Source organism: Bradyrhizobium sp. KZN70725 (assembly GCF_055264925.1).
In genome coordinates this window covers 48,864-64,175 of sequence record NZ_JBUYWT010000002.1, presented here as the reverse complement: position 1 = coordinate 64,175, position 15,312 = coordinate 48,864, and the positions used below count along the sequence as shown (strand labels likewise).

Annotated in this window: 13 protein-coding genes; 8 read left to right on the top strand and 5 right to left on the bottom strand. The window is 65.1% G+C overall.

Annotated features, from left to right (window positions below; all coding sequences use genetic code 11):
• Positions 1-120 precede the first annotated feature (120 nt).
• Positions 121-342, bottom strand: coding sequence for an acyl-CoA carboxylase biotin carboxyl carrier protein subunit (locus tag ACZBJS_RS02190; RefSeq protein WP_076826552.1), 222 nt, complete (start codon positions 340-342; stop codon positions 121-123).
• 129 nt (positions 343-471) lie between these two features.
• On the opposite strand from ACZBJS_RS02190, the gene ACZBJS_RS02185 reads away from it, so the two are divergent.
• A complete protein-coding gene (locus ACZBJS_RS02185) occupies positions 472-1,446 on the top strand; it encodes an IclR family transcriptional regulator (protein WP_057019748.1) in 975 nt (324 codons plus the stop codon).
• Positions 1,376-2,935 carry an acyl-CoA carboxylase subunit beta gene (locus ACZBJS_RS02180; RefSeq protein WP_463438297.1) on the top strand — a complete coding sequence of 520 codons (1,560 nt, stop codon included), beginning with the start codon at positions 1,376-1,378 and terminating at the stop codon, positions 2,933-2,935. Before ACZBJS_RS02185 ends, ACZBJS_RS02180 begins: the two co-directional genes overlap by 71 nt.
• Before the next feature lie 109 nt (positions 2,936-3,044).
• Here the strand turns inward: ACZBJS_RS02180 and ACZBJS_RS02175 are convergent, their stop codons facing one another.
• Complete coding sequence (locus tag ACZBJS_RS02175; RefSeq protein WP_463438296.1) at positions 3,045-4,208, bottom strand: patatin-like phospholipase family protein; 1,164 nt, start codon at positions 4,206-4,208, stop codon at positions 3,045-3,047.
• Positions 4,209-4,448: 240 nt separating this feature from the next.
• Between ACZBJS_RS02175 and ACZBJS_RS02170 the strand changes: the two genes are divergently transcribed.
• The 3 genes from ACZBJS_RS02170 to ACZBJS_RS02160 all read left to right on the top strand — a co-directional run bounded on the left by ACZBJS_RS02170 (position 4,449) and on the right by ACZBJS_RS02160 (position 7,761).
• Positions 4,449-5,234, top strand: coding sequence for an acetoacetate decarboxylase (locus ACZBJS_RS02170; protein ID WP_463438295.1), 786 nt, complete (start codon positions 4,449-4,451; stop codon positions 5,232-5,234).
• 142 nt (positions 5,235-5,376) lie between these two features.
• A complete protein-coding gene (locus ACZBJS_RS02165) occupies positions 5,377-6,396 on the top strand; it encodes a transporter (RefSeq protein WP_092085466.1) in 1,020 nt (339 codons plus the stop codon).
• A gap of 24 nt (positions 6,397-6,420) precedes the next feature.
• Positions 6,421-7,761, top strand: a complete 1,341-nt coding sequence (locus tag ACZBJS_RS02160; protein ID WP_463438294.1) for a carbohydrate porin — start codon at positions 6,421-6,423, stop codon at positions 7,759-7,761.
• A gap of 27 nt (positions 7,762-7,788) precedes the next feature.
• On the opposite strand, the gene ACZBJS_RS02155 is transcribed toward ACZBJS_RS02160, so the two are convergent.
• From ACZBJS_RS02155 to ACZBJS_RS02145, 3 genes are all read right to left on the bottom strand, one after another.
• Positions 7,789-9,093 (bottom strand): MFS transporter, encoded by a 1,305-nt coding sequence (locus tag ACZBJS_RS02155; RefSeq protein WP_168855690.1) that lies wholly within the window; start codon positions 9,091-9,093, stop codon positions 7,789-7,791.
• Between the two features lie 241 nt (positions 9,094-9,334).
• Positions 9,335-10,531, bottom strand: coding sequence for an acetyl-CoA C-acyltransferase (locus ACZBJS_RS02150; protein ID WP_253587115.1), 1,197 nt, complete (start codon positions 10,529-10,531; stop codon positions 9,335-9,337).
• Between the two features lie 635 nt (positions 10,532-11,166).
• The gene (locus ACZBJS_RS02145; protein ID WP_168855689.1) at positions 11,167-11,334 is read right to left on the bottom strand and encodes a hypothetical protein; all 168 of its coding nucleotides are present in this window, start codon (positions 11,332-11,334) and stop codon (positions 11,167-11,169) included.
• A 177-nt stretch (positions 11,335-11,511) separates the two neighbouring features.
• Here ACZBJS_RS02145 and ACZBJS_RS02140 point away from each other — a divergent pair, with 177 nt between their 5' ends.
• The 3 genes from ACZBJS_RS02140 (at position 11,512) to ACZBJS_RS02130 (ending at position 15,217) form a co-directional block, all read left to right on the top strand.
• On the top strand, positions 11,512-12,174 hold the full coding sequence (locus ACZBJS_RS02140; RefSeq protein ID WP_316396979.1) for a hypothetical protein: 663 nt from the start codon (positions 11,512-11,514) through the stop codon (positions 12,172-12,174).
• 229 nt (positions 12,175-12,403) lie between these two features.
• The gene (locus ACZBJS_RS02135; protein WP_463438293.1) at positions 12,404-13,663 is read left to right on the top strand and encodes an MFS transporter; all 1,260 of its coding nucleotides are present in this window, start codon (positions 12,404-12,406) and stop codon (positions 13,661-13,663) included.
• Positions 13,664-13,804: 141 nt separating this feature from the next.
• On the top strand, positions 13,805-15,217 hold the full coding sequence (locus ACZBJS_RS02130) for a sensor histidine kinase (RefSeq protein WP_253587112.1): 1,413 nt from the start codon (positions 13,805-13,807) through the stop codon (positions 15,215-15,217).
• The last annotated feature ends 95 nt before the right edge of the window (positions 15,218-15,312 follow it).

Here is a 15,312-nt window from a genome sequence, read left to right as displayed (position 1 = left end):
TCCGGGCGGAATGATTGCATCGTGATCCGGCGATGGCAACGCTACCTCCGGCGCAAGCCGGCGATTTCGGCCGCTGCATCACCGGACAGATTGTCGCGGCCGGATGGCAGGGGTGGGATCTCAGGTCTCGACGATCGCGACCGCCTGGCCTTCGGCGATGACATCGTCGATCTTGACCAGAATCGACTTGATTTTGCCTGCTGTCGTCGACGTGACCGGTATTTCCATCTTCATCGCTTCGACGAACGCAATCTCGTCGCCATTGCCGATGCTGCTGCCGGTCTCGACAGGAAGCGCGCAAACGCGCCCGGCAACTTCGGTCACAACCTTGATCTCTGGCATTCCACTCTCCGATACCGTCTTGCGGAAATTTCATCCGGCGAACGGCTTTTTGTTGTGGCGGCAGATTGCCTGAGGTAGCTTCTTCTGCAAGTGGAATTTTATTCCGCAGGGCGGAATGGAGCCAAACAGATGGGAAGGCGCTCGGAACGGCTTAGCAGGCAGGGAATGCTCGCCAGCGAGACAGGCGATGGCGATGTCATCCAGGTGGTGTCGCGCGCCTTCGATGTGTTGCGGTGCTTCGAGGGACACGAGGCCCGGCTCGGCAATCTCGAGATCTCGAACCGCTGCGGCCTGCCGCGTTCGACGGTGTCACGGCTGACGCACACGCTGACGCGGATGGGTCAGCTGGTCTATCTGCCGCGCGACCAGAAATATCGCATCGGCCCGAGCGCGGTCGCGATGAGCACCACGATGATGAAGGGGCTGCAGCTGCGCAATCTGATCCGGCTGCGCCTGCAGGATGTCGCCGATCAGTTGCCCGGCACGGTGGGCTTCGTCATCCCCGACCGCTTTCACCTGGTCTATCTGGAGTTCGCCCGCGCGGCGAACGCGCTCGGCCTGCATGAGGCCACCGGCAGCCGGATTTCGATGGCGACCACCGCGGCCGGCCACGCCTACACGGCCGCGCTCGATCCCGCGGTCGGCGACGCGCTGATCGCCGAGATGGAAGGCGAGTTGCCCGACAGCGCCAAGATGCTGACGCCGCGCATCGAGGCCAACCGCCGGCATTTGCAGGAGCACGGCTACGTCGTCGCCTGCGGACTGTGGAGCCCGCACATCAACGGCGTCGCGGTGCCGCTGTGGTCGCCGCAGTATCAGACCTATGTGGTCACCACGATCGGCCTGCTCTCGGCGATGTATGACGAGGCGCGGCTGCATCGCGAGGTCGCGCCGCAAATGGTCGAGCTCGCGGCCGCGCTCGGCAGCCTGCTCGAAGGCGCCGACGGCGACATCTTCAGCAATCGGATCGAGCGCAAGTCGCTTCCGGTGACCGCCCATAACAACAACAAAATCCTCAAGACGGGAGCAGTGAATGAACTGGAAGCCGGAACTCGACGACCTCGCCCGCCGCGAAGCGTTCGCGCGGGAGATGGGAGGCGTTGACAAGGTCAAGCGGCAACGCGACCAGGGCCGGCTCACGGTTCGTGAGCGTATCGACAAGCTCGTCGACCAGAACAGTTTCCATGAGGTCGGTGCCATCTCCGGCATTGCCGAATATGACGAGAGCAACGAACTCAAGCACCTGACGCCGGCGAACTGCGTGTTCGGCCGCGCCAGGGTCGACGGCCGCACCGTCGTCGTGGTCGGCGACGACTTCACCGTGCGCGGCGGCTCGGCGGATGCATCGATTTCCGCCAAGCCGTTGATGGCGGAGGAGATGGCGCACGACTTCCGCCTGCCGATCGTTCGCGTGATCGAGGGCTCCGGCGGCGGCGGCTCGGTGAAGACGATCGAGACCAGGGGCGCGGCCAATCTGCCCGGCGGCGTCGGCGGTACGCGCTGGTACTGGTACACGACCGCCAATTTGGCCCGCGTGCCGGTGGTCGGTCTCGGGCTCGGCTCGGTCGCGGGCCTCGGTGCCGCGCGGCTTGCCGCCACCCACTACTCGGTCATGACCAAGAGCTCCGCGATGTTCGTCGCCGGCCCGCCGGTGGTGAAGCGCCTCGGTCAGGATCTGACCAAGCAAGAGCTCGGCGGCGCCGACATCCAGACCCGCGCCGGCGCGATCGACCAGGCCGTCGAGACCGAAGAGGAGGCGTTCGACTATGCGCGGCGTTTCCTGTCCTATCTGCCGTCGTCGGTCTACGACCTGCCGCCGACCATTCCCTGCACCGACGATCCGGAACGTGCAGAGGAATCGCTGCTCACCGCCGTGCCGCGCAACCGCCGGCAGGTCTACAAGATGCGGCCGATCATCGATGCCGTCGTCGACAAGGGCTCGTTCTTCGAGGTCGGCACCAATTTCGGCCGCCCGATCATCACCGGATTGGCGCGGATCGAGGGCAGGGCGGTGCTGCTGCTCGCCAGCGATCCGTTCCACTATGGCGGCTCGTGGACCGCTGACGCCTGCCAGAAGGTGGTGCGCTGGGTCGACTTCGCCGAGACCTTCCATCTGCCGGTGGTCTATCTGATGGACTGCCCGGGCTTCATGATCGGGCTCGAGGCGGAGAAGACGGCGACCATCCGCCACGGCGTGCGGGCGATGGCGGCGGTCAACCAGAGCACGGTGCCGTGGTGCACCATCATCATCCGCAACGCCTTCGGCGTCGCCGGCGTGGTGCATCAGCCGGCCAACCGCTTCTCGATGCGCTATGCGTGGCCGTCGGCCTATTGGGGCTCGCTGCCGCTCGAAGGCGGTATCGAGGCGGCCTATCGCGCCGAGATCGATGCGGCCGCCGATCCCGCCGCCAAGCTGCGCGAGATCGAGGATCGCCTCAACAAGCTGCGCTCGCCGTTCCGCTCGGCCGAGAAGTTCTGGGTCGAGGAGGTGATCGACCCGCGCAAGACGCGCTCGCTGCTCTGCGAGTTCGCGCGCCTCGGCGAACCGATCCGCAAGGCTGGTCCGCCGAGCAACATGTCGACGCGGCCGTAAGGGCCCTCAGACTCAACGCGTCATGCGCGGGCTTGACCCGCGCATCCATCGAATGAGTCATCCGAAGCGGGATGGATTGCCGGGTCAAGCCCGGCAATGACGGCCTTATTTACTCCGCCTCCCGATGCACGTCGTGGATCACGATGCCCATGCCGTTCTCGGGCATCTTGATCCATTCGCGCCGCTTCAGCGAGCGCTTGGTGTCCTCGTGCCCGCTCACCCAGTGCTCGCGCATCGAGGTGCCGGAGAATTCGTGGTCCTTGGCGTCGCCCTCATAGGCCTTTTGCTGATAGATCAGCTGCAACAGCGTGATGCCCGGCAGCCGGGCGTTTGCCTTCTTGAGCTGGCGCTCCTCGTCCGACAGCTGATCGTCGGGGATCTTCCCCAGCGCATTGTGCAGGGCGGTGCGCAGATTGTAGGTCTTGCGATAGACGTCGGTGTTGTAGCGGGTACGCGACGAATACATGATGTCCTTGTGCCGGGCCATCACGTCCTGGATGTCGCGCGGCAGCGCGCCGCGCGCCGAGAACAGGTCGACCTGGAACACCAGCGAGTTCATGTTGTCTTCCTGGCCGAGCAGATGCTGCAGCGGCGTGTTGGACACGATGCCGCCGTCCCAGAAATGGTCGGTGCCGACCTTCACCATCGGCAGCGCCGGCGGCAGCGCGCCGCTCGCCATGATGTGCTCGGGAATGATCTCGTCATGGGCATTGTCGAAATAGATGAAGTTGCCGGACAGCACGTTCACTGCGCCGACCGCGAAGCGTATCTTCTTGGAATTGATGCGGTCGAAATCAACCAGCTCGAGCAAGGACTCGCGCAGCGGCGTGGTGTCGTAGTAGCTGGTGGCGGTGCGCGCGCCGGCCGCGCTGAACCACGGATTGGCCTGGTGCGGGGTGAAGAAGCCGGGTTGTCCGAGCGTGGTCGTCAGCCATGAGCTGGTGAAATTGCGCGCCTTGCGGAAGACGTCGCCGTCCGGAGTGTAGTGCCAGATCTTGCGGCTGGTGATGCGATCCCAGAATGTGTGCAGCCGCTCCAGCCGCTTTTCGGGCGGATTGCCGGCGATGATCGCCGAGTTGATCGCGCCGATCGAGACGCCGCACACCCAGTCGGGCTCGATGTTGGATTCATGCAGCGCCTGATAGACGCCAGCCTGATAGGCGCCGAGTGCGCCGCCGCCCTGCAGGACCAGGGCCACGCGATCGCAGCGTTCCGGACGCCAGCCCGGCGTCGCGTGATCGATGTCGTCGAAATGCGGGGTTCGCGCGTCCATATCAGACACTCCAGAAATTCGCGGCGAGAATTCAGCGCGCCGATGACGCCGTGATGACAATTGCGGCGCCCACACTCGGCGCATCCGGCATGCCTGCCTGCATGGTTAGCATTGGCCTCGGCAACGCGACGCGGGTCGCGACGCGCAACCGCGGTCATGCGCCTGACGGAAATTCCTCACATCGCTGTCAATCTCGGCCGTTAGCTTCCGGGAAAATTTTTCAAACAGGGGGTTATTGCGATGCGCAGGGAAGATCTGCTCAAGCGTCCGTCGATGCCGGCCGCCGGCCCGAGCTATCCCGCCGGTCCGTATCGCTTCATCGATCGCGAATTCCTCGTCATCACCTATGAGACCGATCCGGAGTTGATCCGCGCCGGCCTGCCCGAGCCGCTGGAGCCGATCGAGCAGGCGTTCGTGCATTACGAATGGATCAAGATGCCCGACAGCTCCGGCTTCGGCAGCTACACCGAGTCCGGCCTCGTGATCCCCGCGCGCCTGCATGGCGAAGAGGTCAACTTCGTCTGCCAGATGTATCTCGACGATGATCCGCCGATCGCGGCCGGCCGTGAGATCTGGGGCTTTCCGAAGAAGTACGCTCATCCCAAGCTCGAGATCGTCAAGGACACGCTGACCGGCACGCTGGAATATGCCGGCCAGCTCGTTGCGATGGGCACGATGGGCTACAAGCACGAGAGCATGGCGGGCAATGGCGACGTCACCCGCGCCACGCTGTCGAAGACGCAAGTTAAGCTGAAGATGATCCCCGGCGTCGACGGGCATCTCGAGGTCTGCCAGCTGGTCGCGATCAACCTGACCGACATCGTCGTCAAGGGCTCCTGGATCGGACCGGGCCGGCTGCATTTGGTGCCGCATGTCAATGCACCGGTCGCCGATTTCCCGGTCAAGCGTGTCGTCGGCGCGCACCACTTCCTCGCCGATCTGACGCTGCCGTTCGGCCGCGTCGTGCATGACTACAACAAGGAGGCCGCGGAGGCGGCGGCGCCGACCGGTCTTGCGGCGGAGTAGGGCGGTCGCTGACATAACACTGTAACAGGCGCGTCCTCCTATGTTCCGTCGAAGGGACGCGCTTGCTCAGCGTTGCGCGTGGGCGAGGCTTTGAACATGTCATTTCGCGCGGTTGCGTTGTCGATTGCCTTGGAGGGCGGCCATGCTGGCTGATCCACCTCCCGCTCCGGTCGGGTCGCTGCTGACCCGTGAGGCGGTCCCCGGTCTGGTCTGGGCGTTCCGCCTGCATCACGACGGCCGTGCCGAGGCGCTTCCGATCGATGCGCCGATCGAGCCGAGCCATGACGGAAGGCTGTGGCTGCACTTCAACCTGACCGACGTCCGCACCCGGGCATGGCTCGCCAACATGCACATCCCGCAGCTCGCGCGGGACCTCTTGCTGTCGAATGACAATTTCCAGCAGATCCACGTCGTCGACAATTGCGTCTACGGCGTGTTTTCCGATCTGGTGCGGGATATCGACGCCGCGACCCGGGAGACCGGCTTTCTCCGCTTTGCGATGACCGAACGCCTCCTGGTCAGCGGCCGCCATCAGGCGCTGTGCTCCGCTGATGCGACGCGCCGCGTGCTCGAGGGTGGCCATCGCGTCGGCAGCGTCGCGGCGCTGCTGGAGAAGATCGTCGACGAGATCGCCGATACCATGGACCGCATGGCGGACAAGATCGGCACCGATATCGATGCGATCGAGGAGCGGGTGCTCGCCGAGGATACCGGATCGGAGCTGCGCAAGAATCTGAGCCGGATGCGCCGCACCTGTGTGCGACTGCATCGCCAGCTCGCCGGCCTGCGCGTGCTGTTTCACCGGCTCGAGCAGAAGAACACCGACAATCTCAGCCCGGCGCTGCGGCTGCAGGCCGGTAAGCTCGCGCAGCGGCTCGACGGCCTCGACCACGACATCGTCGAACTGCACGAGCGCAGCCGCCTGCTCGAGGAAGAGCTGCGCTTCAAGCTCGAGGAGGAGAGCAACAAGCACCTCCACGCCTTGTCCGTCGTCACCATGATGCTGCTGCCGCCGACGCTCGTCACCGGCATCTTCGGCATGAACACCAAGGGATTGCCGCTGACCGACGTCGACAGCGGATTTCTGGTGGCCGCAGGCCTGTTGGCCGGGTCGGCGCTGCTGGCCTATCTGCTGATGCGGCGGCTCGGCATCGTCAAATAGCGCGATCGCACCGCGGCATTTCCCATGTACAGAGTTCTCTCCCCCGCGATGTTGGTGGCCGCGGGCCTCGCACTCGGCGCGCCGGCGCATGCGGAGGACCAGCCCTTCGCCGACCGGATTGCGGATACGCGGGCTGCGCTCGAGGAAGCCGGCTACCAGTTCAGCCTGACCTATATCGGTGAGGGGTTTTCCAACGTCTCCGGCGGCGTCAGCAACGGCGCGGCCTATACCGGCCGTCTCGATCTCGGCACCACCATCGACCTCGAGAAGGCGATGGGCTGGACCGGCGCGACCTTCCACGCCAACATGTACCAGATCCACGGCGACGGGCTGTCGCGGAGCTATGTCGGCAACCTGTTCCTGGTGTCCGGCGTCGAGTCGCTGCCGGCGATGCGGCTCTATGAATTCTGGATCGAGCAGAAGCTGCTCGGCGGCAAACTCTCGGTGCGCGTCGGCCAGCAGGGCTCGGACGTCGAGTTCATCGACAGCCAGTACGACGACATCTTCATCAATTCGGCGCTCGGCTGGCCCGGCATTGTCGGCACCATTCTGCCGGCCGGCGGACCGTCGCCGCCACTTGCCGTGCCCGGCATCCGGTTCAAGGCCAATCTGTCCGATCGCATCACCGCCTATCTGGCACTGTTCGACGGCTCGGCTTCGCCGCCGCAGGGGACGGACGATCCGCAGATATTGAACGCCCACGGGCTGAATTTCCGGGTCAACGATCCGCCATGGTGGATCGGCCAGCTCAAATACAAGTTCGAGATCGGCGAGAGCAGGCTGCCGGCGACCATCACCGGCGGCGCCTGGTATCACGTGGGCTCGTTTGCTGACCAGCGCTTCTCGGCCGACGGGCTGTCGCTCGCTGATCCCGACAGCTCCGGCGACACGCGATGGCTGCGGCGGGACAACGGCATCTTCATGGTCTACGAGCAGCTGCTTGCGCGCGCCAGGCCGGACGCTGACAAGGGCGTGGCGTTCTTCATGCGCGCCTCGGTCAGCCCATCGGACCGCAATCTGATCAGCACCTATGTCGACGGCGGCTTCCTGTTCACCGGCTTCAGCGAGACATATCCGGACGATCGGTTCGGCATCGCCGCGATCTATGCCAGGATTTCGGACGCCGCGCGTGCGCTCGACCGCGACACCCAGATCTTCGCGGGCACGCCGTATCCGATCCGCGACTACGAGGCGATTCTCGAGATCACCTACCAGCACGTGGTGAACCCGAATTTCACCATGCAGCCGATGTTTCAATACATCGCCCATCCCGGCGGCGGCGCCGTCGATCCCAACGATCCGACGCAAACGCATCGGATCAAGGACAGCGTGGTGTTCGGGATGCGCACCATTCTGTCGTACTGACCGGCGCACGTCGCGCGGGAAGCGGCCTCAGGCCGCGACCGGCTTCGGCTCCGCCACCGATTTCGGCTGCGGCCGCGCGATCGCCAGAGCGATCAGCGCGGCAAAGATGCACAGCGCGCCGGCAATGAAGAACGCCGGCAGGTAGCTCTGATAGATCGTGCGCGACAGTCCGGCGCCGAACGCGGCGGCGCCAGCGCCGAGCTGATGGCCGGCGAAGATCCAGCCGAACACCAGGTTGGCACGCTCGGCGCCGAAGCGCTGCGCGGTGAGGCGCACGGTCGGCGGCACCGTCGCGATCCAGTCGAGGCCATAGAACATCGCGAACAGCGACAGCCCGTAGAACGTGAAGTCGGAGAACGGCAGGAACAGCAGCGACAGGCCGCGCAGGCCGTAATACCAGAACAGCAGATAGCGGTTGTCGTAGCGGTCCGACAGCCAGCCCGAGACGATGGTGCCGAAGAAATCGAAGATCCCCATCGCGGCGAGCAGGCTTGCCGCCTGCACCTGCGGGATACCGTAGTCGAGGCACATCGGGATCAGGTGAACCTGCACCAGGCCGTTCGTGGAAGCGCCGCAGACGAAGAAGGTCGCGAACAGGATCCAGAACACCGAGGATTTCGCGGAATCGCGCAGCGTGCCGAGCGCGGCGGCCACGATCGGCGCATTGGCCGGCGGCGGCGCGGGAAGCGGCGCGGTGCCCTCGTCGCCGAACGGACGCAGGCCGACGTCGCTCGGCCGGTCGCGCATCACCATCAGCACGGCGAAGGCGGCGACGCCGAGCATGACGCAGACCAGCCCAAGGGCGACGCGCCAGCCGTAGCGCTCGGTCAGTGTCGCGAGGAGGGGCAGGAAGGCGAGCTGTCCCGTCGCGACGCTTGCGGTGAGGATCCCGACCACGAGGCCGCGCCGCGCCACGAACCAGCGCGCAGCGATGGTCGCGCCGAGCACCAGCGCCGTCATCCCGGTGCCAATTCCGATCACGACACCCCACAGCAGGATGAGCTGCCAGACCTGGGTCATGGCGAGCGAGGCCAATAGACCGGAGACCACGATCAACTGCGCCGCCAGCGTCACGTTGCGCAGGCCGTAGCGGTTCATCAGCGCGGCGGCGAACGGCGCCATCAGCCCGAACAGGATGAAGCGGATCGACAGCGCGGAGGAAATCTCGGCGGTGGACCAGCCGAACTCCTTCTGCAGGGGCACGATGAACACGCCGGGCGCGCCGACGGTGCCGGCGGAGATCAGGGCGGCAAGGAAAGTCACGGCCACCATCACCCAGCCGTAGTGGATGTTGCGGCGGGCGAGGGCGGAAGCAAGCCAGTTCGAGATCATTGTGTTCCGGATCGATTGCGGTGAAAGCTTTGCGTGATGCGCAATATGGCACAGAGGAGCCATGGCTAAAATGCCATAGTTCCCTCGTTTTCGGACTCAGGCGCCAGGCCGTCGTACTGCCTCACGGACGCCTTTCATAACTAACTGTCATTGCGAGGAGCGAAGCGACGAAGCAATCCATCGTTCGGTTTGTGAAAAGAGATGGATTGCTTCGCTTCGCTCGCAATGACGACATACCGGATCAGTGCGCGACCCGCTCGACGGCGATCGCGGTGGCTTCGCCGCCGCCGATGCACAGCGCGGCAACGCCGCGCTTCAGGTTCTGCGCCTCCAGCGCGTGCAGCAGCGTCACGATCAGCCGCGCGCCGGTGGCGCCGATCGGATGGCCGAGCGCGCAGGCGCCGCCGTTGATGTTCAGCCTGTCCCTGGGAATGCCGAGATCGCGCTGCGCCGCCATCGCGACCACCGCAAACGCCTCGTTGATCTCGAACAGGTCGACATCGCCGACGCTCCAGCCGACCTTGTCGAGCAGTTTTCTGATCGCCGGGATCGGCGCTGTCGTGAACCACTGTGGCTCCTGGCTGTGGGTGGCGTGGCCCTTGATCTCGGCCAGCACAGGCAGTCCATCGCGATCGGCGAGCGAGCGGCGGCTGAGGATCAGCGCTGCGGCGCCGTCGGCATTGGCGGAGGAGGCGGCCGGCGTGATGGTGCCGCCCGCGCGGAACGCCGGCTTCAGGCCGGGGATTTTTGCCGGATCGACCTTCAGCGGGTGCTCGTCATTGGCAACGATGCGCGGGCCGGCCTTCTCGGCGAGCGTGATCGGCGCGATCTCGGCCTTGAAGGCGCCGCCCTCGACCGCCTTGCGGGCACGGTTCAGCGTCTCCATCGCGAACGCGTCCTGGTCGGCGCGGGTGAACTGATAGGCCTCCGCGGTCGCCTCGCCGAAATCGCCCATCGAGCGGCCGGTCTCATAGGCGTCCTCGAGCCCGTCCATCATCATGTGATCGATGATGCGGTCGTGGCCGGCGCGATACCCGCCGCGCGCCTTCTGCAACAGATACGGCGCATTGCTCATGCTCTCCATGCCGCCGGACAGCACGATCTCGGCCGAGCCGGCCTTGATGATGTCGTGGGCCAGCATGGTCGCCTTCATGCCGGAGCCGCAGACCTTGTTGACGGTGGTGGCGCCGGTGGCATCCGGCAGTTTGGCGCCGCGCGCGGCCTGGCGGGCAGGGGCCTGCCCCTGACCGGCGGGCAGCACGTTGCCCATGAACACCTCGTCGATGCGCTCGGGCGCGAGTTTCGCGCGTTCGAGCGCCGCCCCGATCACATGCGAGCCGAGCTTGTGCGCCGGCAGCGGCGCGAGCTCGCCCATGAAGCGGCCGAGCGGGGTGCGGGCGGCGGAGAGGATGACGACGGGATCGGTGCTGGTTGCCATGGCAGGAGTCCCTTCAAGGCCAGGGATTTGATTGAATTATTGTCATCATATGATGCAATGCAAAAAATGCAACTGCGGCTCTCATGACAAAATGTCGTGTTCGCATGAGTCGGGGATGGGATCGTTCCGCCATCACCAATGTCGTCCTGGCGAAAGCCAGGACCAATAACCACCGACTTGTGCTGTTGGAGGGTAGCGGCCCCAGCATAGCGAGGCAATTCGCATTCGGGATAATGGGTCCTGGCCTTCGCCAGGACGACGAGGATGGTCCTCGATTCATGATGATGCCGGGGAGAATGAGAGCGCACGGTTGCTTCCCAGGCGTCGTCTCTGCGAAAGCCAGGACCCATACTCCGCAGCGGATATTGTGAATGGGACTCGTCGTTCGGGCGCCGCTCAACAATGACGGCCTGTGGTTATGGGTCCCTGCTCCCGTGCGCAATTGCGCACTAGGCAGGGACGACACCGAATAGGTGTCCGCATATCGACCGTTCGTGACGATCGCGATTCGTCCCTCGATCGGGTGAGACAGACAAACCATACACTCGCTTGGTCGTCGCTTGCGCCGTCGGGCAAATCAGTGATTGAGAATTTTCGCTGGGCGGCGGCGCATCCGAGCTTGTCTGCGACCTGACCTAATCCGACCGCCAGGCGCCGAGCAGAAATCGTCGCTTCGGCGCGGAGCCCGCTTGTTTCTGCACGTCCGGCAGGTCGACGGCATGGCGCTGCATCAGCAGGCGGATTGCGATCGCGATGATTACAAAGGGCGCCAGGTAGATCGCGAAAACTTCGAAGGCGTTCATGTCGTCCTCCGCGGCTTCGGAACAGACATGCTAGTACGATCATCGCGCGCGCGGGCGGCTAAAACTGTACCGGCGCCGCTGAGCTGGCGTTAACCGAATTCCCGGACGCCGATCAATTCAAGGTTGCGGAATACGGGTCTGTTTACCGATCCGGCGCTAGGGCTGGTGGATTGTGCAATGGAAGGTCCCACCGCAATGTCCGTGATCGCCGTCGAGCAGCCGTCCGCCCGCATTCCGCTCTCCGTCAAGATCGGCTTCAGCGCCTTCATGGCTGTCCTGGTGCCGGTGTACACCTACTGCTACGGGCCGACCAACTTTCTGTATTTCTGCGATGTCTGCCTGATCCTCACCTTGATCGGGGTCTGGACCGAGAGCGCGCTGTTGATTTCGATGTGCGCCGTCGGACTCCTTGTGCCGCAAACATTTTGGGTAATCGACTTTCTCGCCCATGTCGCCGGCTGCTCGCTCACCGGAATGACCGACTACATGTTCGACCAGAACCTGTCGCTGTTCCTGCGGTTCCTGTCGGGCTTCCACGGCTGGCTGCCGTTCCTGCTGCTGTTCCTGGTCTGGCGGCTCGGCTATGACCAGCGCGCGCTGATCGCCTGGGGCGTGCTGGCATGGGCGCTGCTGCTGATCTGCTACTTTGTGATGCCGGGACCGCGGTCGGACCCGGGCATGACCCCGGTCAACATCAACTACGTCTTCGGCACCAGCGACAGGGCGGCGCAAGGCTTCGTGCCGCCGCTGGTGTGGCTGGCCGGCCTGATGATCGGCCTGCCACTGCTCGCCTTCATACCCACCCATTTCATGCTGCGGCGCGCCGCGCCGCCGATGTAGGGCCTGCGATTCGCGAGGCTACGCCATCACGTCGCTGCGGATACCATCGTGCATGGCCGCATGCGGCGGCCTCGATTGACACCAATCGACTCGGCGCTACGCTGACGGAACAGAGCGTTCTCCCAAGCGACTCGAGACGAATTCAAAGCGCCGCAAGCACGACCAAGAAGCAAGACCCAGAAGAACAAGGAAAAAGGGCAGGACACGCCGTGACACGCGTCATCGCGTCTTGAGCGGGACCACGCGGACCTCCGCGCTCGCGCCATTTCGCATCCGCAGCTATCGCTTTCAATGGCCGTCCGATCTGCTCACCTCCTGGGCGTTCGAGGTCGAGACGCTGGTGCTCGGCTGGTACATCATGGTCGAGACCGGCTCGGTGCTGCTGCTCACCGTGCTGGCGTCGCTGCAATATGTCGGCACGCTGGTCGCGCCGGTCGTCGGCATGATCGGCGACCGCATGGGGCACCGCGATCTCCTCGCCGTGATGCGCTTTGCCTATACGGCGCTCGCCGGCACCATCATGACGCTGGCGCTGACCGGGCATCTCGCCCCGCTGAACGTCATGATCATCGTCGCGATCATGGGCGTGATCCGCCCGTCGGATCTCGGCGTGCGCGGCGCGCTGCTCGCCGACATCATGCCGCCGGAGCAGCTGGTCGGCGCCATCAGCCTGGCGCGCACCACGCAGGACTCCGCGCGCATCGCAGGAGCCCTGACCGGGGCCGGATTGTTCGCGGCGCTCGGCATCGGCTATGTCTATGTCGGGATCGCCGGCTTCTATTTCGTCGCCGCCATCCTGATGCTCTGCATGAGCCGCCCCAAGTCGCATGGCACGACCGATCTCGCCTCCGGCGACGCGCCGGGTTCAAAGCTGCTGCGCGACCTCAAGGAGGGCATCGTCTATGCCTGGAGCGGTCCGGGCATGCGCGCCGCGCTCTGCGTCGCGTTCCTCGCCAACCTCACGGCGTTCCCGCTCACCAACGGCCTGTTGCCCTATGTCGCGCGCGACATCTTCCATACCGACCAGACCGGGCTCGGCTATCTCTCGGCAAGCTTTGCGGTGGGTTCGCTGATCGGCTCGATCACGCTCAGCATGGCCGGCGGGGTACGCATCGCGCGGCTCCTGATCGGCGCGACGCTCGCCTGGTACGCCATGCTGCTGGTGTTCGTCGAGCTCCGGACCATGCCGGTCGCGATGGCCTGCCTGCTGCTCGCCGGCATCGCGCAGAGCATGTCGATGATCTCGGCCGCCGTGATGCTGATGCGCAACGCCAGCGCGCATCTGCGCGGCCGCGTCATGGGCGTGCGCATGATGGTGATCTACGGCCTGCCGCTCGGGCTGCTCGCCGCCGGCAGCCCGATCGACCTGATCGGCTACACCGCGACCGGCACGCTGCTCGCCGCCGCCGGCTTCATCGCCATGCTGGCAATCGCGCTGCACTGGCGCGCCGATCTCTGGCCGACCCACGCCCCGGCCAACGCCCGGTGAGGGGCGCGGCGCGATGCCGCGCCGCGGTCGCCGATGCGCCAAAAGGACGCGACAGCGCGGGCAAGCTGTCGTAGATCATTTTCGACGCTCCCATTTCCAGTGCCAAGTTCCAGTGCCAGGCCTTTTTCGTTTGATATTGTAATGCTCCGTCTTTTGACCCGCCTTGGACTGCGCTTCGACGACATCGTCGAGGAGCGCCGATTTGTAGACCAGTACGTGCGGGGCAATATCGGCTGGACGCAGGTCGCGATGCTGCTCGGCGCCTTCACCTATGCCGGATATGCGTTCTGGGATTGGGTGCTCTATCCCGACGTCGTGGCGACCACGCTGGCGATCCGCGGCGGGGTCGCCGTGCTGGTCCTGCTGCCGCTCACCGCCTTGCTCTCGGTGCCGGCGATGAAGCCGTGGGCCGAGACGATCTTCCTCGTCTATTGCGTCGTTCCAGGCTGCGTGCTGCCGAGCGTCTACCTCGTGCTGCCCTCGGGATTCACCTATGCGGCACCCGGCGTGATGATGGTGATCCTGTTCGTCTCGACCATGCTGCCGCTGCGGATCGGGCCACTGGCGGTGTTCTGTCTCACGACATGGATTGCCCTGTGCATCGCTGAATCGCTCGGGCCTGCGCTGCCGCCGGGCTTGCGCTTCATCAATCATTCCCTCGTCATCAATGCCTATGCGTTGTCGCTTTACGCCGTCGCCGCCCGCGAGTTCCGCGCGCGCCAGCAGTTTCGAACGGCGCAGGCGCTCAAGCAGGAAAAGGAGCGCTCGGAAGCCTCGTTGCGCGATTTGCACGCGACGCAATCGCACCTCGTGCAGGCCGAGAAGCTGGCCTCGCTCGGGCAGCTCGTCGCCGGTGTCGCACACGAGGTCAGCACACCGCTTGGCCTGGCGCTGACCACGTCGACGACGATGGAGGCGGACCTTCGCGCGATGGGCGAGGCGCTGAACGGCACCGCTGTCCGGCGCTCCGACCTGACAAGGGGCATTGCACGGATCGAGAACGGCCTTCGACTGACCTCGGAAAACCTGCATCGGGCATCCGAGATGGTGCACAGCTTCAAGCAAGTCGCCATCCATCAGGCCGACGAAGAGCGTCACACGTTCGAGCTGGGCGGATGGCTGTCCGAGCTGATCGCAAAGCTCGGGCCGCTGCTGTCCCGTCAGGGATTGATCGTCGAACTCGACTGCCCGCAAGGCATCGTTCTGAACAGCTATCCCGGCGCGCTGGCGCAGGTGATCAGCAACCTGGCGTTCAACGCGGCGGCGCACGCTTATCCCGACGGCCGCGGCGGACGCTTCACCATGACGGTGACGCAGCCGGATCAGGCGCTGGCCCGGATCGCCTGCGCCGACCAAGGCGTCGGCATCCGCGAGGATTTGCAGGCCCGCGTGTTCGATCCGTTTTTCACCACCGGGCGGGAGCGGGGCAATATCGGGCTCGGGTTGCACATCGCCTTCAATACCGTGGTGTCGTCGCTCAGCGGCCGGATCGCGCTGGAAAGCGAACCAGGCCGCGGCACGCTGGTGCTGATCGAGATCCCGGTCTCGAGCTAGCCGCTGGTGGTAGCCCGGCCTCTGGCCGATCGACGCATCGGCGAATGTGTGGCGAGGACGCAGCAAGCGTCGCCCGGATGAGCGAAACGATATCC

What these genes read in the sequence shown, in the direction of transcription:
- ACZBJS_RS02155 (WP_168855690.1), bottom strand. Translation starts at nt 9,093, where the DNA reads ATGATCTCGAACTGGCTTGCTTCCGCCCTCGCCCGCCGCAACATCCAC.
- ACZBJS_RS02180 (WP_463438297.1), top strand. Translation starts at nt 1,376, where the DNA reads ATGAACTGGAAGCCGGAACTCGACGACCTCGCCCGCCGCGAAGCGTTC.
- ACZBJS_RS02150 (WP_253587115.1), bottom strand. Translation starts at nt 10,531, where the DNA reads ATGGCAACCAGCACCGATCCCGTCGTCATCCTCTCCGCCGCCCGCACC.
- ACZBJS_RS02190 (WP_076826552.1), bottom strand. Translation starts at nt 342, where the DNA reads ATGCCAGAGATCAAGGTTGTGACCGAAGTTGCCGGGCGCGTTTGCGCG.
- ACZBJS_RS02170 (WP_463438295.1), top strand. Translation starts at nt 4,449, where the DNA reads ATGCGCAGGGAAGATCTGCTCAAGCGTCCGTCGATGCCGGCCGCCGGC.
- ACZBJS_RS02165 (WP_092085466.1), top strand. Translation starts at nt 5,377, where the DNA reads ATGCTGGCTGATCCACCTCCCGCTCCGGTCGGGTCGCTGCTGACCCGT.
- ACZBJS_RS02160 (WP_463438294.1), top strand. Translation starts at nt 6,421, where the DNA reads ATGTACAGAGTTCTCTCCCCCGCGATGTTGGTGGCCGCGGGCCTCGCA.
- ACZBJS_RS02185 (WP_057019748.1), top strand. Translation starts at nt 472, where the DNA reads ATGGGAAGGCGCTCGGAACGGCTTAGCAGGCAGGGAATGCTCGCCAGC.
- ACZBJS_RS02145 (WP_168855689.1), bottom strand. Translation starts at nt 11,334, where the DNA reads ATGAACGCCTTCGAAGTTTTCGCGATCTACCTGGCGCCCTTTGTAATC.
- ACZBJS_RS02140 (WP_316396979.1), top strand. Translation starts at nt 11,512, where the DNA reads ATGGAAGGTCCCACCGCAATGTCCGTGATCGCCGTCGAGCAGCCGTCC.
- ACZBJS_RS02130 (WP_253587112.1), top strand. Translation starts at nt 13,805, where the DNA reads ATGCTCCGTCTTTTGACCCGCCTTGGACTGCGCTTCGACGACATCGTC.
- ACZBJS_RS02175 (WP_463438296.1), bottom strand. Translation starts at nt 4,208, where the DNA reads ATGGACGCGCGAACCCCGCATTTCGACGACATCGATCACGCGACGCCG.